This is a genomic window from Acuticoccus sediminis, from assembly GCF_003258595.1.
Lineage (GTDB): Bacteria > Pseudomonadota > Alphaproteobacteria > Rhizobiales > Amorphaceae > Acuticoccus > Acuticoccus sediminis.
This window is the reverse complement of record NZ_QHHQ01000001.1, coordinates 1,259,911-1,279,207: the sequence shown is the minus strand read 5'-3', so window position 1 is coordinate 1,279,207 and position 19,297 is coordinate 1,259,911. Positions and strand designations below refer to the sequence as shown.

Sequence of the window (19,297 nt, the reverse complement as noted above, 5' to 3'; positions counted from 1 at the left end):
ATGATGAACCGCCGCGAACTCCTCGCCATGATCGGCGCGGCCGGCCTGACGCCCGTCGCCACCCTCGCGCGCGCCGGCACGGACCCCGCCTACATCGCCGCCCGGCAGAACCCGGACGGGACGTTCAGCGCGGTCGTCCTCGACGGCGACGGCCACGACCTCTTCACCGACGAGCTCGACGCGCGCGGCCACGACACGGCGGTCTCGCCGGACGGGCGCATCGCGGTGATGTTCGCCCGCCGCCCGGGCCGCTTCGCCGTGGTGATCGACGTGCGCGCCGGCCGGCGCGTCGCCGCCTTCGCCTCTCCCGACGACCGCCACTTCTACGGCCACGGCTTCTTCGGCCCCGACGGACGCCTCCTCTACGCGACCGAGAACGACTTCGAGGAGGAGCGGGGCGTCCTCGGCGTCTACGAAACGACCAGCTGGCGGCGGATCGGCGAGATCGACACCGGCGCCATCGGCCCGCACGAGGCGGTCCTGCTGTCCGACGGGCGCACCATCGCCGTCGCCAACGGCGGCGTCGCCACCCACCCGGACTATCCGCGCCAGAAGCTCAACCTCCCCTTCATGAAGCCATCGGTGAGCTACGTCGACCGGGAGACCGGAGACCTTCTCGCCAGCACCGAGCTGCCCGAGTTCCAGAAGCTGTCGATCCGCCACGTGACGGAGGCCGGCGACGGCTCGGTCTGGATCGGCGGGCAGTACGAGGGCTCCCTCACCGATCAGGTGCCGCTCGTCGGCCGCCACCGCCCGGGCGAGGCGATCGAGATGGTGGACGTGCCGGACGACTACGCCTCGATGGGTCACTACATCGGCGCGATGGAGACCAGCACCGACGGCAGGCGCATCGCCGCCTCCAGCCCGCGCGGCGGTCACGTCATGGTGTTCGACGCGTCGACGCGCGACCTCGTCTACACCCTCGCCGCGCCGGACGTGTGCGGCCTCGCGCCGTCGGAGCACGACTTTCTCGCCTCGGACGGGGCCGGAGACATCTGGGACGGCCTCGAGAAATGGACGTCCGCGCCGGGCCGGTGGGACAACCACATCGCCGCCCTGCGGCCCGCAACGCGGACCTAGGCTGCCCGTGGGGCTTGAACGGACTCGGCGCCGCTGCGATCTAGTCGTAAAGCACTGGCGACAAGCACTCAGAGGAGGGTCGAAATGGCACTGCAGATTGGCGACACCGCACCCGATTTCGAAGCCGACACGACCGAAGGCCGCATCCGCTTCTACGACTACATCGACGGGAGCTGGGCCGTCCTGTTCTCCCACCCGAAGAACTACACCCCCGTCTGCACGACCGAGCTCGGCTACACCGCCAAGCTCGGCGACGAGTTCGCCAAGCGCGGCGTGAAGGTCATGGGCCTGTCCGTCGACGCGCTCGACAACCACGACGGCTGGCTGAAGGACATCGAGGAGACGCAGGGCAGCGCCCTCAACTTCCCCCTCATCGCCGACAGCGACCGAAAGGTGGCGACGCTCTACGAGATGATCCACCCGAACGCGTCGGATTCCATGACCGTCCGCTCGGTGTTCGTCATCGGCCCGGACAAGAAGATCAAGCTGACGATGAACTACCCGGCCTCCACCGGCCGCAACTTCGACGAGATCCTTCGCGTCATCGACTCGCTGCAGCTCACCGCCAACCACAAGGTGGCGACGCCGGTGAACTGGAAGCACGGCGAGGACGTCATCATCGTCCCGGCCGTCACCAACGAGGAGGCCAAGGTGCAGTATCCTGACGGCTGGAAGGAAGTCCGCCCGTACCTCAGGATCGTGCCGCAGCCCCGCTGAAGGCTCAGCGCAGCCGCAGAACGATGAGACTTTCCCGGGCGCCGTCCTTCAGGGGCTGGCGCCCGATCCATGTCCGGGCGAGCCTTTCGCCCATCTCCGCCACCGCGTAGGCCGACGCCCAGACGATCTCCGCGCGCCCCTGGAGCAGCGGCGCGATGGCGTTCTGTTCGTTGTAGGACGTGAACGGCCAGGCGTCCGGATAGGGCGCCGGCAGGAAGATGTCGTGGAACGCGACGAGGACGCCCGCCGGCAGCGTCGGCAGGATATGGTTGAGGACGAGGTCGACGTCCGTCCCCGGCATCAACACGTGGCTGGAGTCGACGAAGAGGACGTCGCCCGCCCGGAGCGCGTGGAACGGCGCCGGATCCACCGCCTGCACCACCTTGCGGATCAGCTCGATCGGCAGGCCCGCCAGGTCGGCGCGCGGCTGCGGGTCGATGGCGGTGAGCCGCGTTCCGAGCCCCTCGTCGCGGACCGCACGCCAGAGGAACCGGGTGGAGTGCCCGGAGCCGACCTCGACGATACGCTCCGGCCGGGCCGTACGCACCAGCGCGTAGAGCGCCGCCGCGTCGAGACGGGGACACCAGATCTGGTCGAAGCGCGGCTCCGGCGGCGGGCCGGCGAGCGGTTCCAGGCCCGTCCGGTGCGCCTCGATCGCGTCGAGGTGGGCGGCGATGGCGGGCTCGGCAGCGGTGAAGGCGGACCGCAGCGCCTCGAACGGGCGCCGCGCCGACGGGACCGCGTCAACGGCATGGCGCATCGGGATGAAATATCCCTTCTGGCGGATGCCGAGGACGGTCTGCAGGCCGAAGGAAATCGTGCGGCGGCGCGCGCGGGACATCATGGGCGGGGCTCCTCGCCTCGGATCTCGCCCATGGCGCCCGCCAAGGCAAGCGCTCTCATCGCGCGCGGCGGTGCCGTCCGGCCTTGCCCTCAGGCAAAGATCATGTCGGCGGTCGTCAAAAGGCCGACCGCGTCCTGCACCGTCACCTCCAGGCTGGCGCCGGTGAAGGTGACGACGATGCTGTCGCCGCTCCGTGTCATGACGAGGTCGTTCTGCACCACGCCGGCGGCGCTGAAGTCGAGCGTGTCGAGGGCGTCGAAATCGACGATCAGGTCCTTGCCGGAGCCCGCGTCGAAGAGGAAGAAGTCGGCGCCCGTCCCGCCGGAGAGGGTATCGCGCCCGTCGCCGCCGTCGAGCGTGTCCGACCCGCTCCCGCCGAACAGCGAATCGCCCAGCGCCCCGCCGGACAGGAAGTCGTTGCCGTTGTCGCCGTGAAGCGTGTCCGAGCCGCGGCCGCCGATGAGGGTGTCCGCCCCGTCCCCTCCCTCGAGCAGGTCGTGGCCGCCGCCACCGTCCATCTCGTCCCTGCCCGCGCCGCCGTGCAGCGAGTCGCCGCCGCGGTTGCCGCGCAGGGTGTCGTCGCCGTCGAGCCCTTCGAGGAGGTTGGAGCCGCGGTTGCCGCGCAGCATGTTGTCGAGCCCGTTGCCGGTCAGCGAGGCGTTGCGGCTGCCGATCAGCGTCGCCGTGTCCGTCACCGACGACGGAAGCTCCAGCGAGGACCAGACGATGAGCGGCCGGTCGAGCGCGTTGCCGGGGGTCCGGACGGCGTCGTCCACCGCCACGTGGCCGAGGGCAAGGTCGTCCCGGTCGTCCCGGATGGCGGCGTTGAGGCTGCCGGCGAAGAAGTCGTGGTCCGAGGCGATGTCGCCGTTCCGGGCAAAGAGGGCGACGACGGACGGGCTGAGGAAGGCATTGCCGGACGTCGTGATCGCCACGGACGCGTTGTCGGCGATCAGCGCGGCCGCGTCCTCGTAGGCGCCGGCCTGCTGGTTGAAGACGATGTTGTTCGTGAAGTCGAGGGCGTTGGAGGCGACGATCCCGGTACTGCTCAGGAACACCGACTCGGTGACCGTCGACGGCCCGTCGAGCCTGATGAATGCCTCGAGGTTGTTGAACACGGCGTGCGACGCGTCGAGCGTCACGAAATCCGGCCCGAGCTTCTGGAGCAGCGCGCCACCCGAAAACTCCACATAATCCAGCGACATCGTGGCGTTGTTGAAGACGCCGCCGACCCCGGAGACCGCGACGCCCTCGAAGAGGACCGGCCGGTGCGGCCCGCCGTCGACGACCAGCGATCCCTGGATCTCGAGTGCCCCGCCGGCGCCGATGACCTGCGTCCCGGACTTGATGGTGAGCGTCGCGCCGGCGGCGACCTGAACCAGCTCGTCCAATTCGACGATGCCGGACCAGACGGTGTCACGGGTCAGGATCAACGGAGGCGCTCCCAGGCAAATTTCGGACTCATCATGCCATTGGAGCAAAGCAAAGTTCAGGGGCTTCCGTCGCGCTCTAAGTCAGCGGACCAACAAAAAAGCCGGGCACGAGGCCCGGCTTCCGACATCCCGTTCAAGCGCCCGGTTTACGAGGCGGCGATTTCCGCCGTCGGGCGCTCCATCTCGCGGGCGGCACGGACGACCGCCTTCTGCACCTTCTCGAAGGCGCGCACCTCGATCTGGCGCACACGCTCGCGCGACACGCCGAACTCTTCCGAGAGCGCCTCGAGGGTCATCGGCTCCTCGGCGAGGCGCCGCTGCTCGAAGATGCGCTTCTCACGCTCGTTGAGCACGCCCAGCGCGTCCTTCAGGAGGGCGCGGCGGGTGTCGAGTTCCTCGTTCTCGGCCAGCACCTCCTCGGCGGTGGTCGATTCGTCGACGAGCCAGTCCTGCCATTCGCCCGAGTCCGCCTCCTGGCGGATCGGCGCGTTGAGCGAGGAGTCGCCCGACAGGCGGCGGTTCATCGAGATGACGTCCGCCTCGGGCACATTCAGCTTGGTGGCGATCTGCGTCACCTGGTCGGGTCGCAGGTCACCGTCGTCCAGCGCCTGGATGGAGCTCTTCACCTTGCGCAGGTTGAAGAAGAGCCGCTTCTGGTTCGCGGTCGTTCCGAGCTTCACGAGGCTCCAGGAGCGCAGAATGTACTCTTGGATTGCAGCCTTGATCCACCACATGGCGTATGTGGCGAGACGAAAGCCCTTCTCTGGATCGAAGCGCTTGACCGCCTGCATCAGGCCGACGTTGCCTTCCGAGATCACCTCGGAGATCGGCAGGCCGTAGCCGCGGTAGCCCATCGCGATCTTCGCGACGAGACGGAGATGGCTGGTCACGAGCTTGTGGGCCGCGTCGGAGTCGTCATGCTCGAGGTACGCCTTGGCGAGCATGTACTCCTGCTGCGGTTCCAGCATCGGGAACTTGCGGATTTCGTCCAGATAGCGCGATAGTCCGGCTTCGCCGGATGCGATCGCAGGTAGCGATTGGGCCATCATGTCCCCCTTTCAAAGAGCCACCCGCGCATGCGGCATGGCCTCCGCGATCCGAAGCACCGCGGGACCGCTTGATTTGGGATGTCTCGGATCGATTACAAGAGTCTCGCACAGGGAACAGAATGGCAAGTGACCATATGTTCACGTCCGCTTAAACCAATGTTCACTTTCCCATGACTCGGGCGAAGCACGAGGCGGGACCTGTAACCCGCGGAACTTTGGCCAATCTTGCGCCGCGAGCACTCTGAGAGACCGTTCCGAGATCATCGCCGGCGCCCCCAAGTCTCGACGAACCTCACCGTCTCCTATATCGCGGCCGCATGGCAGGGTGCCGGACACTGCGCGTCTCGAGGGTCAAATGGACGTCGATATCGATCATCTCAAATCCTGGATCGGCCGCACGGAGGAGGTGAGCGACATCCTCTCGGCCCGGCTGGCCGACGGTTTCGCCGCGACGCTCGACCAGGACCGCACCTTCAAGGTCGGCGACGAGGCGCCGCTGTGCCTCCACTGGTGCCTCGCCCCGCCAACCGTGCCGGAGCGGATGACCGGGCCGGACGGCCACCCCGCCCGCGGCGGCTTCCTGCCGCCGGTGCCGCTGCCGCGCCGCATGTGGGCCGGCGGGGCCCTGGCCTTCCACGCGCCCCTGCGGATCGGCGACACGGTCACGCGCCGCTCCACCATCGCCGACGTCACGCTGAAGACCGGCCGCTCGGGTCCGCTCTGCTTCGTCACCGTCAACCACGAGATCGCGACCGCGCGCGGCACGGCGATCGAGGAACGGCACGACATCGTCTACCGCGAGATCACGCCTACGCCGCCGCTGCCGGCCCCCGCCGAGCCCGGTCCGGCGCCGGACGAGAGCGTCTCCGTCGCGGCGACGCCCCTCCTCCTGTTCCGCTATTCGGCGCTGACCTTCAACGGCCACCGGATCCACTATGACCGCGACTACGTCGTAAACGAGGAGCTCTACCCGGGGCTCGTCGTCCACGGACCGCTGCAGGCGACGCTCCTCATCCACCTCGCCGAGCGGATGCTGGGGTCAGTGAGGAAAGTCGACTATCGCGGCGTCGGCCCCCTCTTCGACGGCGGCCGGTTCACGGTGAACGCCAGGCGCACCGACGGCGGCGTCGACGCCTGGACCGCGGCGGACAACGGGCGCGCGACGATGAAGGCCGAGTGCGCCTGACGGCAGTGTCCGGCTCCATGGACGCCGGCCGCCCGAAACGCCGCCCGAGGGATGGCGACAAAACGCGGGCGGAGCGCGCACGGACCGGCAGACGCGCTCCGCACCAGGCCATATAGTCGGCCGGACAGAACCCTGGAGGACACGTGGGCGACGAGTTGATCGGCCGGCTGATCGCGCGGCTGGGTGAAGGTTCGGTTCGGGTCGGCGCGGACATCCCCGCCGCGAACTGCGAGGATGCGTCCCATCTGACGCCGGTGACGCCGCGGGCGCTCCTGCTGCCGCGCAACACCGAAGAGGTGTCGGCCGCGCTGGCGATCTGCAACGAGGCCGGGCAGCCGGTGGTCACGCAAGGCGGCCTGACCGGCCTTGCCGCGGGCGCCCACCCCGGCGAGGGCGAGGTCGCCTTGTCGCTGCAGCGGATGCGCGGGATCGAGGAGATCGACCCGGTCGCCGGAACGCTCACCGCGCTCGCCGGCACGCCGCTCGCCGAGGTGCAGGCGGCGGCCGAGGAGGCGGGCTTCCTCTGCGGCATCGACCTTGGCGCGCGGGGCACGGCGACCATCGGCGGCAACGTCGCGACGAACGCGGGCGGCAACCAGGTCGTGCGCTACGGCATGACCCGCCGCAACGTCCTCGGGCTCGAGGCGGTGCAGGCGGACGGCACGGTCCTCACCTCCCTCAACAAGATGATGAAGAACAACACCGGGTACGACTGGACCCAGCTCTTCATCGGCAGCGAGGGAACGCTGGGCGTGGTGACGCGGGTCGTGCTCGGCCTGCATCCCAAGCCGGTCGCGGTGGAGACCGCCCTCCTCGCCGCGCCGTCGGCCGATGCGGCGCTCGCGATCCTCGCCCGGCTGCAGTCCCGCTTCGGCGGCGAGCTCCTCACCTTCGAGGCGATGTGGCGCGAGTTCATCGACGTCGCGGTGAAGCGGATCAAGCTGCCGGCCCCGTTCGCCGAGAGCCACGAGGTGGTCCTCCTCGTCGAGCTCGGCACCGGCGACCCGGAGCGGGTCACCACGGTGCTCGGCGAGCTGATGGAGGAAGGCCTCATCGTCGACGCGCATCTTGCCCAGTCCGGCAACGACGCGGCCCGGATGTGGGCCTACCGCGAGAGCGTCTACGAGTACGGCCAGTTCCAGGGCAACCAGATCAACCTCGACGTCAGCCTGCCGCGCGGCAGCATCGGCGCCGCGGTCGACGCGCTGCGCGAGGTCGCGGCACGCGAATGGCCGGCGGCGGTGCAGGTGATCTTCGGGCACGTCGCCGACAGCAACCTCCACGTCGTGGTCGGACCGCTGGACGGCGGCGGCGGCTTCGTGACGCCCGAGGGCAAGCACACGGTGGACGAAGGGGTGTACGCGGTGGTGCGCCGCTTCCACGGCTCGATCTCGGCCGAGCACGGCATCGGCCGGCTGAAGCGGCCGTACCTCGGCTACAGCCGCACGCCGGCGGAACTCGCGCTGATGCACACTCTGAAGAAGGCGCTGGACCCGAAGGGGATCCTCAATCCGGGACGCGTGCTCGAGCCGATGTGACCGGCAAGGCTGCGGCGGCCCCCAAGGAGGGGCCGCGCCGGCGCGGTTAGGCCGCCGCCGGCCCGTCCGCGACGAGGCGCGGGCCGACCGTGCGGGCCACGACCTTCAGGAGATCCTGAGGGTCCCAGGGCTTGGAGACACGGTAGGCGTGCGGAAAACGCTGCAGCAGCTTGCTGCCGGCGTAGGTGTAACCGGACACGAAGAGGAACGGCGTACCGGCCTCGGTCAGGTGCTGGGCGACGGCCTCGCTGGTCTCCCCGTCACCGAGGTCGACGTCGAGGATGGCGAGGTTGAGCTCGGCGTTCGGAAGCGCTTCCATCGCCTCGGTCGCGGTCGCGAAGGGGCCGCTGACATGATAGCCGGCGGTCTGCAGGAGGTCGGCCAGATCGAAGCTGATCATGGCTTCGTCTTCGACGATCATGATCCGTTTGTGCGCCATCTGCCGCCGATCCTCCTCAAAAACGCCATATGGGGGCCATCCCGCCGCCTGCAGTCCTTCCGGACTGCCAAGCCACGCAGACCCCCGGTTTCATGTATCCTTTGCGCAGATCCAATCGGTGAGGCGGCGGAACTCGCTGTCCGCCACGCCGCGTGATCGAGCGCTAGCTACGCCACTCTCACTCGGTGGGACCTTATTCCTCCAGCCCTCACCACGCAACAAGATTCAATGGCGATGAGATAGAATGACTATCAAACCTGATAGTTATCTTGCCGCATCGCCGTTACTGACACATCGTAAATGAACATCAGCTGAAGCGGAACTGGCAACGGGGTCACACCGGCGGACGAACCGTGGCCCGCCGGGTCCATTTATATGATGATTCCGCCGACAGTCAGGAACATCGCGATCAGGGTTATCGCAACGATTGCAAGGGTTCCGTCGCGCGCGAGCAGTGCGAGCGCAAGCATCGCGATCAGGAACGCCGTGATCGAACTCGTCAGCGGCAGGATCTCCATCGGCGGCATCAGCGCCGCGAGAAAGGCACACACGATGGCGCTGATCGTGAACGTCGTACGGGTAATAAGGAAAGTCATCCTAGGCCGTGCAACGAAATCTCCCAACCGCGCGATCGGTCTAACGCGAGACATCGCTGCACAAAGGTGCTCGCCCCTGACAGAAATCCTCAGGATCCGGCTCGGCAGCCACAGCGACCGCGCACCGAACACGTACTGCATGCAGATCAGGACGATGATCAGCCCCGCGACCGTCGGAATGCCGGGAATGGCGCTCAGGGGCGACACCACGATCAGGCTGGGCACGAGCAGCACCGCGGCGAAGGACGTGCGGCCGACGCAGTCGAGGATCTGCGCCACGGACACTTTGCCGCCGCGCTGCCCCATCTCGCATATGTCGTCCAGAATCGTCTGCAGGCGGCCCGTCGTTCCGGTCTCAGCCATGCTCTGCTCCCATTGCACGGCCGGAACAACATTTCGCCCGGAAGAAGGGTTCCCACCCCGGAAGCTGCGCCAGTATGACTATCGGCCATGATAAGCGGGGGCCCATGACATGAAGACCTCGATCGCGACCGTCTCGATCGCCGGCGAACTCCCGGAGAAGTTGTCGGCGATCGCCAGCGCCGGCTTCTACGGGATCGAGATTTTCGAGCAGGACTTCATCGCCTTCGACGGACGCCCCCGCGACGTCGGCGAGATGGTCCGCGACCACGGCCTCGAGATCACCCTGTTCCAGCCGTTCCGCGACTTCGAGGGACTGCCCGAGCCGCTCCGTGCCCGCGCCTTCGACCGCGCCGAGCGCAAGTTCGACCTGATGTGCGAGCTGGGCGTCGACCTCATCCTCGTCTGCTCGTCGGTCCACCCGCAGGCGATCGGCGGGATCGACCGCGCCGCCGCGGACCTGCGCGAGCTCGGCGAACGCGCCGCCCGGCGCGGCCTGCGCATCGGCTACGAGGCGCTCGCCTGGGGCCGCCACGTCAACGACCACCGCGACGCCTGGGAGATCGTGCGGCGGGCCGACCACCCGAGCGTCGGCATCATCCTCGACAGCTTCCACACCCTCGCCCGGCAGATCGACCCCGACACGATCCGCTCCATCCCCGGCGACCGCATCGCCTTCGTGCAGCTCGCCGACGCGCCGCGGATCGAGATGGACCTCTTCTACTGGTCGCGCCACTTCCGCGTCATGCCGGGCGAAGGCGACCTCCCGGTGGTGGACTTTACCCGCGCCATCATGGCCACCGGCTACGACGGCCCGCTCTCGCTGGAGATCTTCAACGACCAGTTCCGCGGCGGCAGCCCCCGCGCCATCGCCGTCGACGGGCACCGCTCGCTCCTCTACCTCGCCGACCAGGTGCGCCTCGCCGAGCCGGCGGTATCCCAGTCGATCCCGCCGATGCCTCCTCGCGTTTCGGTTGAGGGGGTCGAGTTCATCGAGTTCGCCGCCGACGACAACGAGGCCGCGGCGCTGGGCCGCATCCTATCCACCATGGGATTCCAGAAGGCGGCCCGGCACATAGCCCGCGACGTCACCCTCTGGCGGCAGGGCGGCATCAACATCGTCATCAACACCGAGCTCGAGGGGTTCGCCCACTCGGCATACCTCACGCACGGCACCTCGGTGTGCGACATCGGCCTGCGCGTCGAGGACGCCAACGCCACGGTGGAGCGCGCCCGGGCGCTGGGCGCCATGTCCTTCAGCCAGCCCCGCTTCGAGGGCGAGCTCGACATCCCGGCGATCCGCGGCGTCGGCGGCGGCGTGATGCATTTCATCGACGGGAACAGCGAGCTGGCCCGCGTCTGGGACATCGAGTTCCAGCCGCTTCCCGCCGGGCCGGATGCCCGCGCGGATGCCGGCCTCACCCGCGTCGACCACATCGCCCAGACGATGAACTACGAGGAGATGCTGACCTGGACGCTCTTCTATACGTCGATCTTCGACGTCGCGAAGGCGCCCATGGTGGATGTCGTCGACCCGGGCGGCCTCGTGCGCAGCCAGGCGATCGAGAGCCCGGACAGGACGCTGCGCCTGACCCTCAACGGCGCGGAGTCGCACCGCACCCTCGCCGGCCGCTTCATCGCCGAGAGCTTCGGCTCCTCCGTCCAGCACCTCGCATTCGCCTGTGACGACATATTCGCCACCGCCGAGGCCCTCCTGAAGAACGGCTTCGAGGTGCTGCCGATCTCACCCAACTATTACGACGACCTCGCCTCCCGCTTCGACCTCCCCGGCGACCTCCTCGGACGGCTGCGGGCGGCCAACATCCTCTTCGACGCGGACGAGCGGGGACAGTTCTTCCAGCTCTACAGCCGCACCTACGGCGACGGCATGTTCTTCGAGATCCTGGAGCGGCGGGGAGGCTACCAGGGCTACGGCGCGGCGAACGCACCGCACCGGATCGCCGCGCAGAAGCGCCTCCTGCGCAACACCACCCAGACCCGCTGGTCCCAGCAGACCCGCGCCTGAGCCCCGGAGAGGGCCGCCCGGCCGTCCACCCCTACGTCTCGCGGCGGTCCGCGCTCCATCTGGCGCGCGCGGCTGTCCGCGCTCTATCTGGCGCGCGCAGCCGTCCGCGCTCTATCTGGCGCGCGCGGCCGTCCGAGCTCTATCTGGCGCGCGCGGCCGTCCGCGCGATGGCGTCGGCGATGGTCTCCTCCAGCGCCGCGGGGATCTCGTGGCCCATGCCGGGGATGACGAGGAGTTCGGCGCCGGGGATCGCCTCTGCCGTCGCCCGGCCTCCCGCCGGCGGGATGAGCTGGTCGTCGCCGCCATGGATGACCATCGCCGGAACGCGCACGCCGGCGAGCCGCCTGTCGCGGGGCGCGCTGCCGAGGATCGCCGCGTACTGGCGCAGAAATCCCTCGAGGCGGTAGGCGCGGTCGAGGTCCGCGGCGATGAAGGCGCGGCGGGTCGCCCGGTCGGTCGGATAGCCGGGGCTGCCGACCGCCTCGACGAAGTCGGTCGTCCCGTCGAGGTATCCTTCGCGGTCGGTGAGCGGATCGGGGCGCGGCTTGTTGAGCGCGGCGATGGCGGCCGCCGTCGAGCCGAACACCTCCGGGTGGCCGGTGTTCGACATGATCGAGGTGAGCGACAACGCCCTGTCGCGATGCTCCGCGGCGACGAGCTGGGCGATCATCCCGCCCATGGACGCCCCGGCGATGTGCGCGCTCCCGATGCCGAGAGCGTCGAGGACGCCGACCGCGTCCGCCGCCATCTCCTCCAGCCGGTAGGGCACGTCCGGGATGCGCCCCGCCGCGCGTTCGCGCTCCAGAGCGTCGATTGGCGGCGGCGCGATCTCGTCCGGCCCCCACGAGAGGCCGGCGTCACGATTGTCCATCCGCACCACGCGGAAGCCGCGCCCGACGAGGAGCGCCACGAACGGATCGGTCCAGAAGGTGAGCTGCATGCCGAGACCGCAGAGGAGGAGGAGAGGCCTTCCCCCCTCCGGCCCGGCGACCTCGACCCAGAACGGATGTCCATTCACTTCGACCGCCGGCATCACGTCTCCCCTGGCATCCGGTGCCATCCTGTCAGCGGGTGGGCAGATGGCGCATCTCGGGCGGCGGACCAGAGGGGCCGGCCGATGCGGCCCGGATCGCGCCCCGGATCGTCTCGCCTCAGATCGTCTCGCCTCAGATCGTCTCGCCTCAGATCGTCTCGCCTCAGATCGTCTCGAGGAACAGCGCCCGTACGTTCTCCGCCGTCAACGGCACGGGGTTGCCGCCCGCGCTCGGGTCGGCGAGCGCCGCCTCGACCATGGCATCGAGCTGGGCGGCGTCGACGCCGAGACCGGAGAGGCGCTCGGGGATCCCGAGCGAGGTGCGCAGGTCGTCGATCTGCTTGGCGAACCCGTCGAACCCGCCGGGGATCCCCAGGTACGCCGCGGCGCGGGCGATCCGCTCCTCGATGGCCGGGCGGTTGAACTTCAGGACCGCGGCCATCACCACGGCGTTCGTCGTGCCGTGGTGGGTGTGGTACCGGGCGCCGACCGGGTGCGAGAGGGCGTGGATCGCGCCGAGCCCCTTCTGGAAGGCGACGGCCCCCATGGCCGCGGCGCTCATCATGTTGGAGCGCGCCTCGATGTCGTCCGGCGCCGTGTAGGCGCGGTAGAGGTTCTCGAAGACGAGACGCATCCCCTCGAGCGCGATCCCCTGGCTCATCGGGTGGTAGAAGGGCGAGGAGTAGGCCTCCAGGCAGTGCGCGAGCGCGTCCATCCCGGTGCCGGCAGTGATGGCCGGCGGCATGCCGACGGTGAGCTCGGGATCGGCGATCACCGCCTTCGGCAGCACGAGCGGATGGAAGATGATCTTCTTTTCCATCGTCGCGGCGTTCGTCAGGACGCTGGCCCGGCCGACTTCCGAGCCGGTGCCGGCGGTGGTCGGCACCGCGATCGACGGCGCGATCCCGTTCGGGTCGGCGCGGGTCCACCAGTCGCCGATATCCTCGAAGTCCCAGACCGGACGGTTCTGGCCGGACATGAAGGCGACCATCTTGGCGAGGTCGAGGCCCGAGCCGCCGCCGAACGCGACGACGCCGTCATGGCCGCCGTCGCGGTAGACCGCCAGCCCGGCCTCGAGGTTCTCTCCGGTCGGGTTGGGGTCGACGTCGGAGAAGATCGCGCGGCCGAGGCCGCCCGCCTCGAGGAGGTCGAGCGCCTTCGCGGTGATGGGGAGATCGATGAGCCCGCGGTCGGTGACGAGGAGCGGGCGCGTCATGCCGGCGGCCTTGCAGGCTTCGGCGAGTTCGGCGATCCGCCCCGCGCCGAAGCGGATGGCGGTGGGGTACGACCAGTTGCCGGTCAGGTTCATCTCAGATCCTCTGGAGAAAGCGCGGACGGATCAGGCGAGCTCGAAGCCGCGCATGAGGTCCCAGTCTGTGACGGTGCGGTCGAGCACCTCGATCTCCCAGCGCGCGGCGCGCACGTAGTGGTCGACGACGGCCTCGCCCATCGCGGCGCGCAGCATGGCCGATCCGTCGAGCGCGTCGGCGGCGAGGCGCAGGGTTCGCGGCACCTCCGTCACGTTGCCGGCCTGGTAGACGTCGCCCCGGCTCTCTGGCTCCAGCTCCATCCCCTTCTCGATGCCGGCGAGCCCGGCGGCGAGCTGCGCGGCGAGGGCGAGGTAGGGGTTGAGGTCGGCCCCGCCGATGCGGCACTCGACGCGCACGCCCTTGGTGCCCGCCCCGCAGACGCGGAAGCCGGCAGTGCGGTTGTCCGTCGACCACACCGACTTGGTCGGCGCGAACAGCCCCTCGGTGAAGCGCTTGTAGGAGTTCACGTAGGGCGCCAGGAACGCGGTGATCTCGGTCGAATGGGCGAGCAGCCCGGCGAGGTAGGAGCGCATCGTCGCCGACATGCCGTGCTCGCCCGCCGGATCGTGGAAGGCCGGCCCGTCGGCCCCCATCAGCGACTGGTGGACGTGGGCGGAGGAGCCGGCCTTGTCGGTCGCGTACTTGGCCATGAAGGTGATCGAGCGGCCGTGCGCGTGGGCGATCTCCTTGCAGGCGTTCTTGACGATGGCGTGGTGGTCGGCGGTCGCCAGCGCGTCGGCGTAGCGCACGTTGATCTCCTCCTGCCCGACCTCCGCCTCGCCCTTGGTGCATTCGACCGGTACGCCCGCGTCGTGGAGGCCGTTGCGGATCGCCCGCATCACGTCCTCCTCCTTGGTGGTGCCGAAGATCGCGTAGTCGATGTTGTAGCGGTTGCGGGTCCTGAGGTCGGTGTAGCGGCCGTCGCGAAGGGTGTCGTAGGCGGCCTCGAACATGAAGAACTCGAGCTCGGTCGCCATCATCGGGTCGAACCCGGCGGCACGGGCGCGCTCGATCTGGCGCTTCAGGACCGTGCGCGGGGCGTGGGGCACCGGCTCGTGGGTGTGGTGGTCGAGGATGTCGCAGATCACCATGGCAGTGGCGGGCAGCCACGGCACGCGGCGGAGCGTCGACAGGTCGGGCTTGTGGACGTAGTCGCCGTAGCCCTTCTGCCAGCTCGAGAAGGTGTAGCCGGGGACGGTGTACATCTCGAGGTCGGTGGCGAGGAGGTAGTCGCAGCCGTGGGTCTCGCCCTCGGCGACGTGGTCGACGAAGTGGGCGGCGTGGAAGCGCTTGCCCATGAGGCGCCCCTGCATGTCGATGACGCAGGTGAGCACGGTGTCGATGGTGCCCGCGGCAACGTCGGCTTTGAGGGTCTCGAGGGTGAGGTGTGCGGGCATGTGGCGGTCCGGTGGTGGGCGGGCGTTTCGAAGTCGCGATGTTGCGCGAGAGGGGGCGTTCGGCTCAAGGGCCGGTTTGGAAATCCCCGCCGACCACCGTCGCCGTCCCGGGGCCCCTCGTCCGGGACACGACGCCTCGGGCGCGCCGGAGGGCTGCGGCCGGGTCAAGGGCGCCGCACCGCGGCGGGCGAAGCCTTCACCCTTGACGCGGCCGCAGCCCTCCTCAGCCTTGGCGGCGGGGTGTCGGCTCGGCCGTCCGCACCGCGGACGGATGATCCGACCCCTGCCTGCCGGCGAGGCGGAGGGTGCGCGAGGGGGGAACTCCCCTCGCTGCGGCCGCTCCGCCCGTCGGGGCGCCGCGGTCAGCGGTAGGGGTAGCCCGCCGCCTCCTGCACGGCCGCGTACTGCTTGAAGATCTCGACGACCTTGGCGCAGCGCTCGGACTGGCCGGCGATCTCGTCCCAGAAGCCTTCCGCGTCCTTGACGACCTGGTTCCACTCCTCGGTGGGGATCTGCGTCAGCTCCATCTTCTCGCCCTCGACGCGGAGCTTGGCCTCGCCGCCCCAGTACCAGACGTTCCGGTAGTAGTGGGACTGGTCGATGGTGGACTTGAAAAGCTGCTGCAGGTGCGGCGGCACCTTGTTCCAGCTCTCGGTGTTGGCGAAGTACGAGCCGAACCAGGCGCCGGTGATGGAGTTGGTCAGCGCATAGTTGCAGACGTCGGCCCAGCCCACCTCGTAGGCCTCGGTGAAGCCGCACCAGGCGACGCCGTCGAGCTCGCCGGTCCGCATCGCGACCTCGACGTCGTCCCACGGCACGGTCACGGGGATGAGGCCGTAGCGGGCGAGGAAGCGGCCGGCGGTCGGCACGCCGAAGACGCGCTTGCCGCGCATGTCGGCGAGGGAGCGGATCGGCTCGTTGACGGTGAAGATGTGCAGCGGGTCCCAGGCGCCGGTCGACAGCCAGGTGACGTTGTCGACCTCGCCGTAGGCCTCGGCCCAGATCTTGTCGAGGCCGTAGTACATGAACATCGACGCGACATCGAGCGAGTAGCGCGTGGCGAAGGGGAAGTAGCCGCCGAAGACGGAGATGTCGACGGGCGAGGCCATGGTGGCGTCGTCGGACTGGACGGCGTCGATGGTGCCGTTCTGCATGGCGCGGAACAGCTCGGCCGTCGGGACGAGCTGGTCGGCGTAATAGAGCTCGATCTCCATCTCGCCGTTGGCGGCGGCGTTGAACGCCTCGATCTGCGGCTTGATCACGTGGGCGCCGAGGGGAGCGCCGGAGTAGGTCTGGAGGCGCCACTTGATGGGGGCCTGCGCCTTGACGATCGCCGGGGCCGCGAGCGTCGACGCGCCGAGGGCGACGCCGCCGAGGCCGGCCTTCTGCATGAAGGCGCGGCGGCTGGCGAGGATCTTTTCGGACGGGCTTTGGGGCTTCTCAGTCATTCACCTTCTCCTCATTTTTCGTCGTTGTCGCGTCCGGTGGTGTCGCTAGTAGCCGCGGACGGTCTGGGGGAGCCAAAGGGCGATCTGCGGGAACGCCATCACGAGGGCGATCACCAGGCTGATCATGATGACGAACGGCCAGATCGACCGGTAGATGTCCGGCAGCGTGATCTCCTTGGGCGCGAGGGCGCGCATCAGGAAGAGGTTGTAGCCGAACGGCGGCGTGATGTAGGCGATCTGGCAGGTCATCGTGTAGAGAACGCCGAACCAGACCAGGTCGAACTCGAGAATTCGCACCAGCGGAATGTAGAGCGGCGCGACGATGACCAGCATCGCCGTGTCGTCCAGAAACATTCCCATGATGATGAACGAGATCTGCATCATGATGATCACCTGCCAGGGCGTCAGCTCCCAGCGGGTGATGAACAGGCCCTCGATGGCGCGCACGGCGCCGAGGCCGTCGAACACCGCGCCGAAGGCGAGCGCGGCGAGGATGAGCCAGAGGAACAGCGCCGAGACGGAGAGCGTCTTGCGCGCCGTGGTGTGGATCATCCGGAACGTCAGGCGCCCCTTGATGGCGGCGGCCAGCGTCGCCGCCGTGGCGCCGACGGCGGAGCTCTCGACGAGGCTGATGTAGCCCATGACGAAGAGCCCGGTCATCGCGAAGAAGATCAGGAACGGGATGATGCCGGCGCGCAGCAGCGCGAGCTTCTCGCCGATCGGCATCGCCAGCTCTTCCTCGGAGAGCTTCGGGGCGAGCGACGGGTTCGCCTTGGCGCGGAGCCACACGTAGAGGCCGAACATCGCCGCCATCAGCAGGCCCGGGAAGACGCCGGCGAGCCAGAGCTGGCTGACCGGCTGGCGCGCGATCATGCCGTAGAGCACCATGACAACCGACGGCGGCACCAGGATGCCGAGCGACGAGCCGCCCTGCACGACGCCGGTGATCAGCACCTTGTCGTAGCCGCGGCGCAGCATCTCCGGCAGCGCGATGGTGGCGCCGATGGCCATGCCCGCGACCGAGAGGCCGTTGATCGCCGAGATGATGACGCAGAGGAGGATGGTGCCGATGGCGAGCCCGCCGGCCATCCGCCCGAACCAGACGTGCATCATCCGGTAGAGGTCCTCGGCGATGCCCGATTCGGACAGGATGTACCCCATGTAGATGAACAGGGGCAGCGTCAGCATCGGGTACCAGTTGAACAGCTTGAAGGCCGCCGCGAACGGCAGCTCCACCCCGCCGGTCCCGTAGAGCAGGATGACCGCCGCCGAGGCCACGAAGCCGATCGCCGCGAAGACCCGCTGCCCGGTCGCCACGAGCAGCAGCATCGAGGCGAACATCAGGATCGCAATGAGTTCGTTCGTCATTCCGCGGCCGGCTCGCGAATGGTGTTGATGTTCTTGATGACGAGCGCGAGCGACTGCAGCAGCATCAGCACGATGCAGCAGCACATCAGCACCTTGATCGGGATCATCGACGGGTTCCACATCGAGAACCGCCGCTCACCGGTCGAGATGGCGTACTCGGTCGAGGAGATCGCGCCGATCAGGAGCACCGCCAGGTAGAAGATGAGGCAGGACGAGGTGACGAGGTCGAGCCAGGCCTTCCCGCGCACCGAGAGGCGCTCGTAGAAGAGGTCCATCCGCGCGTGGTCGTCGTCGCGCAGGGTCATCGGCCCGCCGGTGAAGTAGTAGGCGGCGAGGGTGAACTGCGCCGCCTCGATGCACCAGGACAGCGGGATGTCGATGACGTTGCGCGTGATCGCATCGAGCAGGAGGATGCCGATCATCGCAAAGATCAGATACATGGCCGCGATGCCGACCGCGCCGGAAAGGCGGTCGATCACGGTCACGTATCCGTTGAGCCAACGCTGCATTAGGACCCTTTCGTCTCAGGCCGACTGCGGGAAGGGGGCCGCGGGCGAACGCACGGCGTCCGCCGTCTCGCCCGCCACATGGACCGATGCGCCGGACGCATGCAGGACCATGGCCAACTCGGCCGGCGGCGGCTGGTCGGTCACCAGGAGGTCGATCGCGGCGATCCGGCACACCTGGTAGCCGGCGCGTCGCGCGAACTTGGAGGCGGCGGCGAGGATGACCGTCGAGCGCGCGTTGGCGATCATGGCCCGGCCGACCTGGGCCTCGTCGAAGTCCGAATCCATCGCGCCCGCGTCGTGGGAGATCGCCGCGACGGTGAGGATCGCGCGGTCGGCCTGGAACCGGCTGATCTCCTCGATCGCCATCGGCCCGACCGTCTGCCGGTTGCCCGAACGGTAAGTGCCACCGACACAAAAGACGTGCGCCCGCCCCTCGAACGCGGCGGCGACAGCATGAGAATTGGTCACCACGGTGAGCCCGGGCACCGTCGCGAGGGCTCGGGCGGCGGCGAGCGTCGTCGATCCGGTATCGATGAAGAGGGTCTCCCCGGGCCGCACCACGTCGCGCACGCGCAGGCCGATGGCGGCCTTGGCGGCGGCGTCCTCGGCCATCCGCTCGTCGAAGCTGCCCTCGGCGTGCAGCGGCGGCTTCAGCGCGCCGCCATGCACCTTTCGCACGCGTCCTTCGGCCGACAGCCGGGAGAGATCGCGCCGGATCGTCTCGGGCGACACCCCGAACGCCTCGGCCAGGTGCTCGACCGACTGCCGCCCCTGCTGGGACACCAGCTCCGCGATGCTCGTTCGACGCTCTTCCGGGGTCACGCCGCGCTCCTCTTATAAGTTACAGGCTAGTCGGCGTGGTCTGCCCACGTCAACGCGTCGGCGCTCAACATTGCGGCAACGCCCGCCCATTTGGTCAAAATGATTGACGGATCGGTCACCAGTCGGCACAAAAAACGGGAAC

17 protein-coding genes are annotated in these 19,297 nt (G+C 68.8%); 5 read left to right on the top strand and 12 right to left on the bottom strand.

The features are described from left to right. A complete protein-coding gene (locus DLJ53_RS05485) occupies positions 1-1,080 on the top strand; it encodes a DUF1513 domain-containing protein (RefSeq protein ID WP_111342995.1) in 1,080 nt (359 codons plus the stop codon). A gap of 84 nt (positions 1,081-1,164) precedes the next feature. Beyond that, positions 1,165-1,797, top strand: coding sequence for a peroxiredoxin (locus tag DLJ53_RS05480; protein ID WP_111342994.1), 633 nt, complete (start codon positions 1,165-1,167; stop codon positions 1,795-1,797). Positions 1,798-1,801: 4 nt separating this feature from the next. Here the strand turns inward: DLJ53_RS05480 and DLJ53_RS05475 are convergent, their stop codons facing one another. From DLJ53_RS05475 to rpoH, 3 genes are all read right to left on the bottom strand, one after another. Then, positions 1,802-2,641, bottom strand: a complete 840-nt coding sequence (locus DLJ53_RS05475) for a class I SAM-dependent methyltransferase (RefSeq protein WP_202913004.1) — start codon at positions 2,639-2,641, stop codon at positions 1,802-1,804. Between the two features lie 89 nt (positions 2,642-2,730). Further along, positions 2,731-4,074 (bottom strand): calcium-binding protein, encoded by a 1,344-nt coding sequence (locus tag DLJ53_RS05470; RefSeq protein WP_111342992.1) that lies wholly within the window; start codon positions 4,072-4,074, stop codon positions 2,731-2,733. 146 nt (positions 4,075-4,220) lie between these two features. Continuing rightward, the gene (gene rpoH, locus DLJ53_RS05465; RefSeq protein WP_111344109.1) at positions 4,221-5,120 is read right to left on the bottom strand and encodes an RNA polymerase sigma factor RpoH; all 900 of its coding nucleotides are present in this window, start codon (positions 5,118-5,120) and stop codon (positions 4,221-4,223) included. A gap of 358 nt (positions 5,121-5,478) precedes the next feature. Here rpoH and DLJ53_RS05460 point away from each other — a divergent pair, with 358 nt between their 5' ends. Next, positions 5,479-6,309, top strand: a complete 831-nt coding sequence (locus tag DLJ53_RS05460) for an HTD2 family dehydratase (RefSeq protein WP_111342990.1) — start codon at positions 5,479-5,481, stop codon at positions 6,307-6,309. Between the two features lie 143 nt (positions 6,310-6,452). Continuing rightward, a complete protein-coding gene (locus DLJ53_RS05455; RefSeq protein ID WP_111342988.1) occupies positions 6,453-7,847 on the top strand; it encodes an FAD-binding oxidoreductase in 1,395 nt (464 codons plus the stop codon). A 46-nt stretch (positions 7,848-7,893) separates the two neighbouring features. On the opposite strand, the gene DLJ53_RS05450 is transcribed toward DLJ53_RS05455, so the two are convergent. Both DLJ53_RS05450 and DLJ53_RS05445 read right to left on the bottom strand, forming a co-directional pair. Beyond that, positions 7,894-8,286 carry a response regulator gene (locus DLJ53_RS05450; RefSeq protein WP_111342986.1) on the bottom strand — a complete coding sequence of 131 codons (393 nt, stop codon included), beginning with the start codon at positions 8,284-8,286 and terminating at the stop codon, positions 7,894-7,896. A gap of 371 nt (positions 8,287-8,657) precedes the next feature. Continuing rightward, complete coding sequence (locus DLJ53_RS05445; protein ID WP_146619900.1) at positions 8,658-9,245, bottom strand: exopolysaccharide biosynthesis protein; 588 nt, start codon at positions 9,243-9,245, stop codon at positions 8,658-8,660. A 109-nt stretch (positions 9,246-9,354) separates the two neighbouring features. On the opposite strand from DLJ53_RS05445, the gene DLJ53_RS05440 reads away from it, so the two are divergent. Then, positions 9,355-11,268, top strand: coding sequence for a bifunctional sugar phosphate isomerase/epimerase/4-hydroxyphenylpyruvate dioxygenase family protein (locus DLJ53_RS05440; RefSeq protein WP_111342982.1), 1,914 nt, complete (start codon positions 9,355-9,357; stop codon positions 11,266-11,268). Positions 11,269-11,407: 139 nt separating this feature from the next. Here the strand turns inward: DLJ53_RS05440 and DLJ53_RS05435 are convergent, their stop codons facing one another. The 7 genes from DLJ53_RS05435 to DLJ53_RS05405 form a co-directional block, all read right to left on the bottom strand. Then, the gene (locus DLJ53_RS05435; RefSeq protein WP_162408915.1) at positions 11,408-12,301 is read right to left on the bottom strand and encodes an alpha/beta fold hydrolase; all 894 of its coding nucleotides are present in this window, start codon (positions 12,299-12,301) and stop codon (positions 11,408-11,410) included. Positions 12,302-12,464: 163 nt separating this feature from the next. After that, positions 12,465-13,610 carry an iron-containing alcohol dehydrogenase gene (locus DLJ53_RS05430; RefSeq protein ID WP_111342979.1) on the bottom strand — a complete coding sequence of 382 codons (1,146 nt, stop codon included), beginning with the start codon at positions 13,608-13,610 and terminating at the stop codon, positions 12,465-12,467. Between the two features lie 30 nt (positions 13,611-13,640). Next, positions 13,641-15,008: a glutamine synthetase family protein gene (locus DLJ53_RS05425; protein ID WP_111342977.1), complete on the bottom strand. Its 1,368-nt coding sequence runs from the start codon at positions 15,006-15,008 to the stop codon at positions 13,641-13,643. A gap of 362 nt (positions 15,009-15,370) precedes the next feature. Then, the gene (locus DLJ53_RS05420) at positions 15,371-16,456 is read right to left on the bottom strand and encodes a twin-arginine translocation signal domain-containing protein (RefSeq protein WP_111342975.1); all 1,086 of its coding nucleotides are present in this window, start codon (positions 16,454-16,456) and stop codon (positions 15,371-15,373) included. Between the two features lie 45 nt (positions 16,457-16,501). After that, positions 16,502-17,824, bottom strand: coding sequence for a TRAP transporter large permease (locus DLJ53_RS05415; protein ID WP_111342973.1), 1,323 nt, complete (start codon positions 17,822-17,824; stop codon positions 16,502-16,504). Further along, positions 17,821-18,333: a TRAP transporter small permease subunit gene (locus DLJ53_RS05410; protein WP_111342972.1), complete on the bottom strand. Its 513-nt coding sequence runs from the start codon at positions 18,331-18,333 to the stop codon at positions 17,821-17,823. Before DLJ53_RS05410 ends, DLJ53_RS05415 begins: the two co-directional genes overlap by 4 nt. 15 nt (positions 18,334-18,348) lie before the next feature. Continuing rightward, positions 18,349-19,155: a DeoR/GlpR family DNA-binding transcription regulator gene (locus DLJ53_RS05405; protein ID WP_111342970.1), complete on the bottom strand. Its 807-nt coding sequence runs from the start codon at positions 19,153-19,155 to the stop codon at positions 18,349-18,351. Positions 19,156-19,297 lie beyond the last annotated feature (142 nt).

Excerpts from the sequence above, each read along its gene's own strand:
- DLJ53_RS05445 (WP_146619900.1), bottom strand. The coding sequence starts at position 9,245 with ATGGCTGAGACCGGAACGACGGGCCGCCTGCAGACGATTCTGGACGAC.
- DLJ53_RS05435 (WP_162408915.1), bottom strand. The coding sequence starts at position 12,301 with ATGCCGGCGGTCGAAGTGAATGGACATCCGTTCTGGGTCGAGGTCGCC.
- DLJ53_RS05415 (WP_111342973.1), bottom strand. The coding sequence starts at position 17,824 with ATGACGAACGAACTCATTGCGATCCTGATGTTCGCCTCGATGCTGCTG.
- DLJ53_RS05420 (WP_111342975.1), bottom strand. The coding sequence starts at position 16,456 with ATGACTGAGAAGCCCCAAAGCCCGTCCGAAAAGATCCTCGCCAGCCGC.
- DLJ53_RS05440 (WP_111342982.1), top strand. The coding sequence starts at position 9,355 with ATGAAGACCTCGATCGCGACCGTCTCGATCGCCGGCGAACTCCCGGAG.
- DLJ53_RS05480 (WP_111342994.1), top strand. The coding sequence starts at position 1,165 with ATGGCACTGCAGATTGGCGACACCGCACCCGATTTCGAAGCCGACACG.
- DLJ53_RS05485 (WP_111342995.1), top strand. The coding sequence starts at position 1 with ATGATGAACCGCCGCGAACTCCTCGCCATGATCGGCGCGGCCGGCCTG.
- DLJ53_RS05460 (WP_111342990.1), top strand. The coding sequence starts at position 5,479 with ATGGACGTCGATATCGATCATCTCAAATCCTGGATCGGCCGCACGGAG.
- DLJ53_RS05450 (WP_111342986.1), bottom strand. The coding sequence starts at position 8,286 with ATGGCGCACAAACGGATCATGATCGTCGAAGACGAAGCCATGATCAGC.
- DLJ53_RS05410 (WP_111342972.1), bottom strand. The coding sequence starts at position 18,333 with ATGCAGCGTTGGCTCAACGGATACGTGACCGTGATCGACCGCCTTTCC.
- rpoH (WP_111344109.1), bottom strand. The coding sequence starts at position 5,120 with ATGGCCCAATCGCTACCTGCGATCGCATCCGGCGAAGCCGGACTATCG.
- DLJ53_RS05425 (WP_111342977.1), bottom strand. The coding sequence starts at position 15,008 with ATGCCCGCACACCTCACCCTCGAGACCCTCAAAGCCGACGTTGCCGCG.
- DLJ53_RS05430 (WP_111342979.1), bottom strand. The coding sequence starts at position 13,610 with ATGAACCTGACCGGCAACTGGTCGTACCCCACCGCCATCCGCTTCGGC.
- DLJ53_RS05475 (WP_202913004.1), bottom strand. The coding sequence starts at position 2,641 with ATGATGTCCCGCGCGCGCCGCCGCACGATTTCCTTCGGCCTGCAGACC.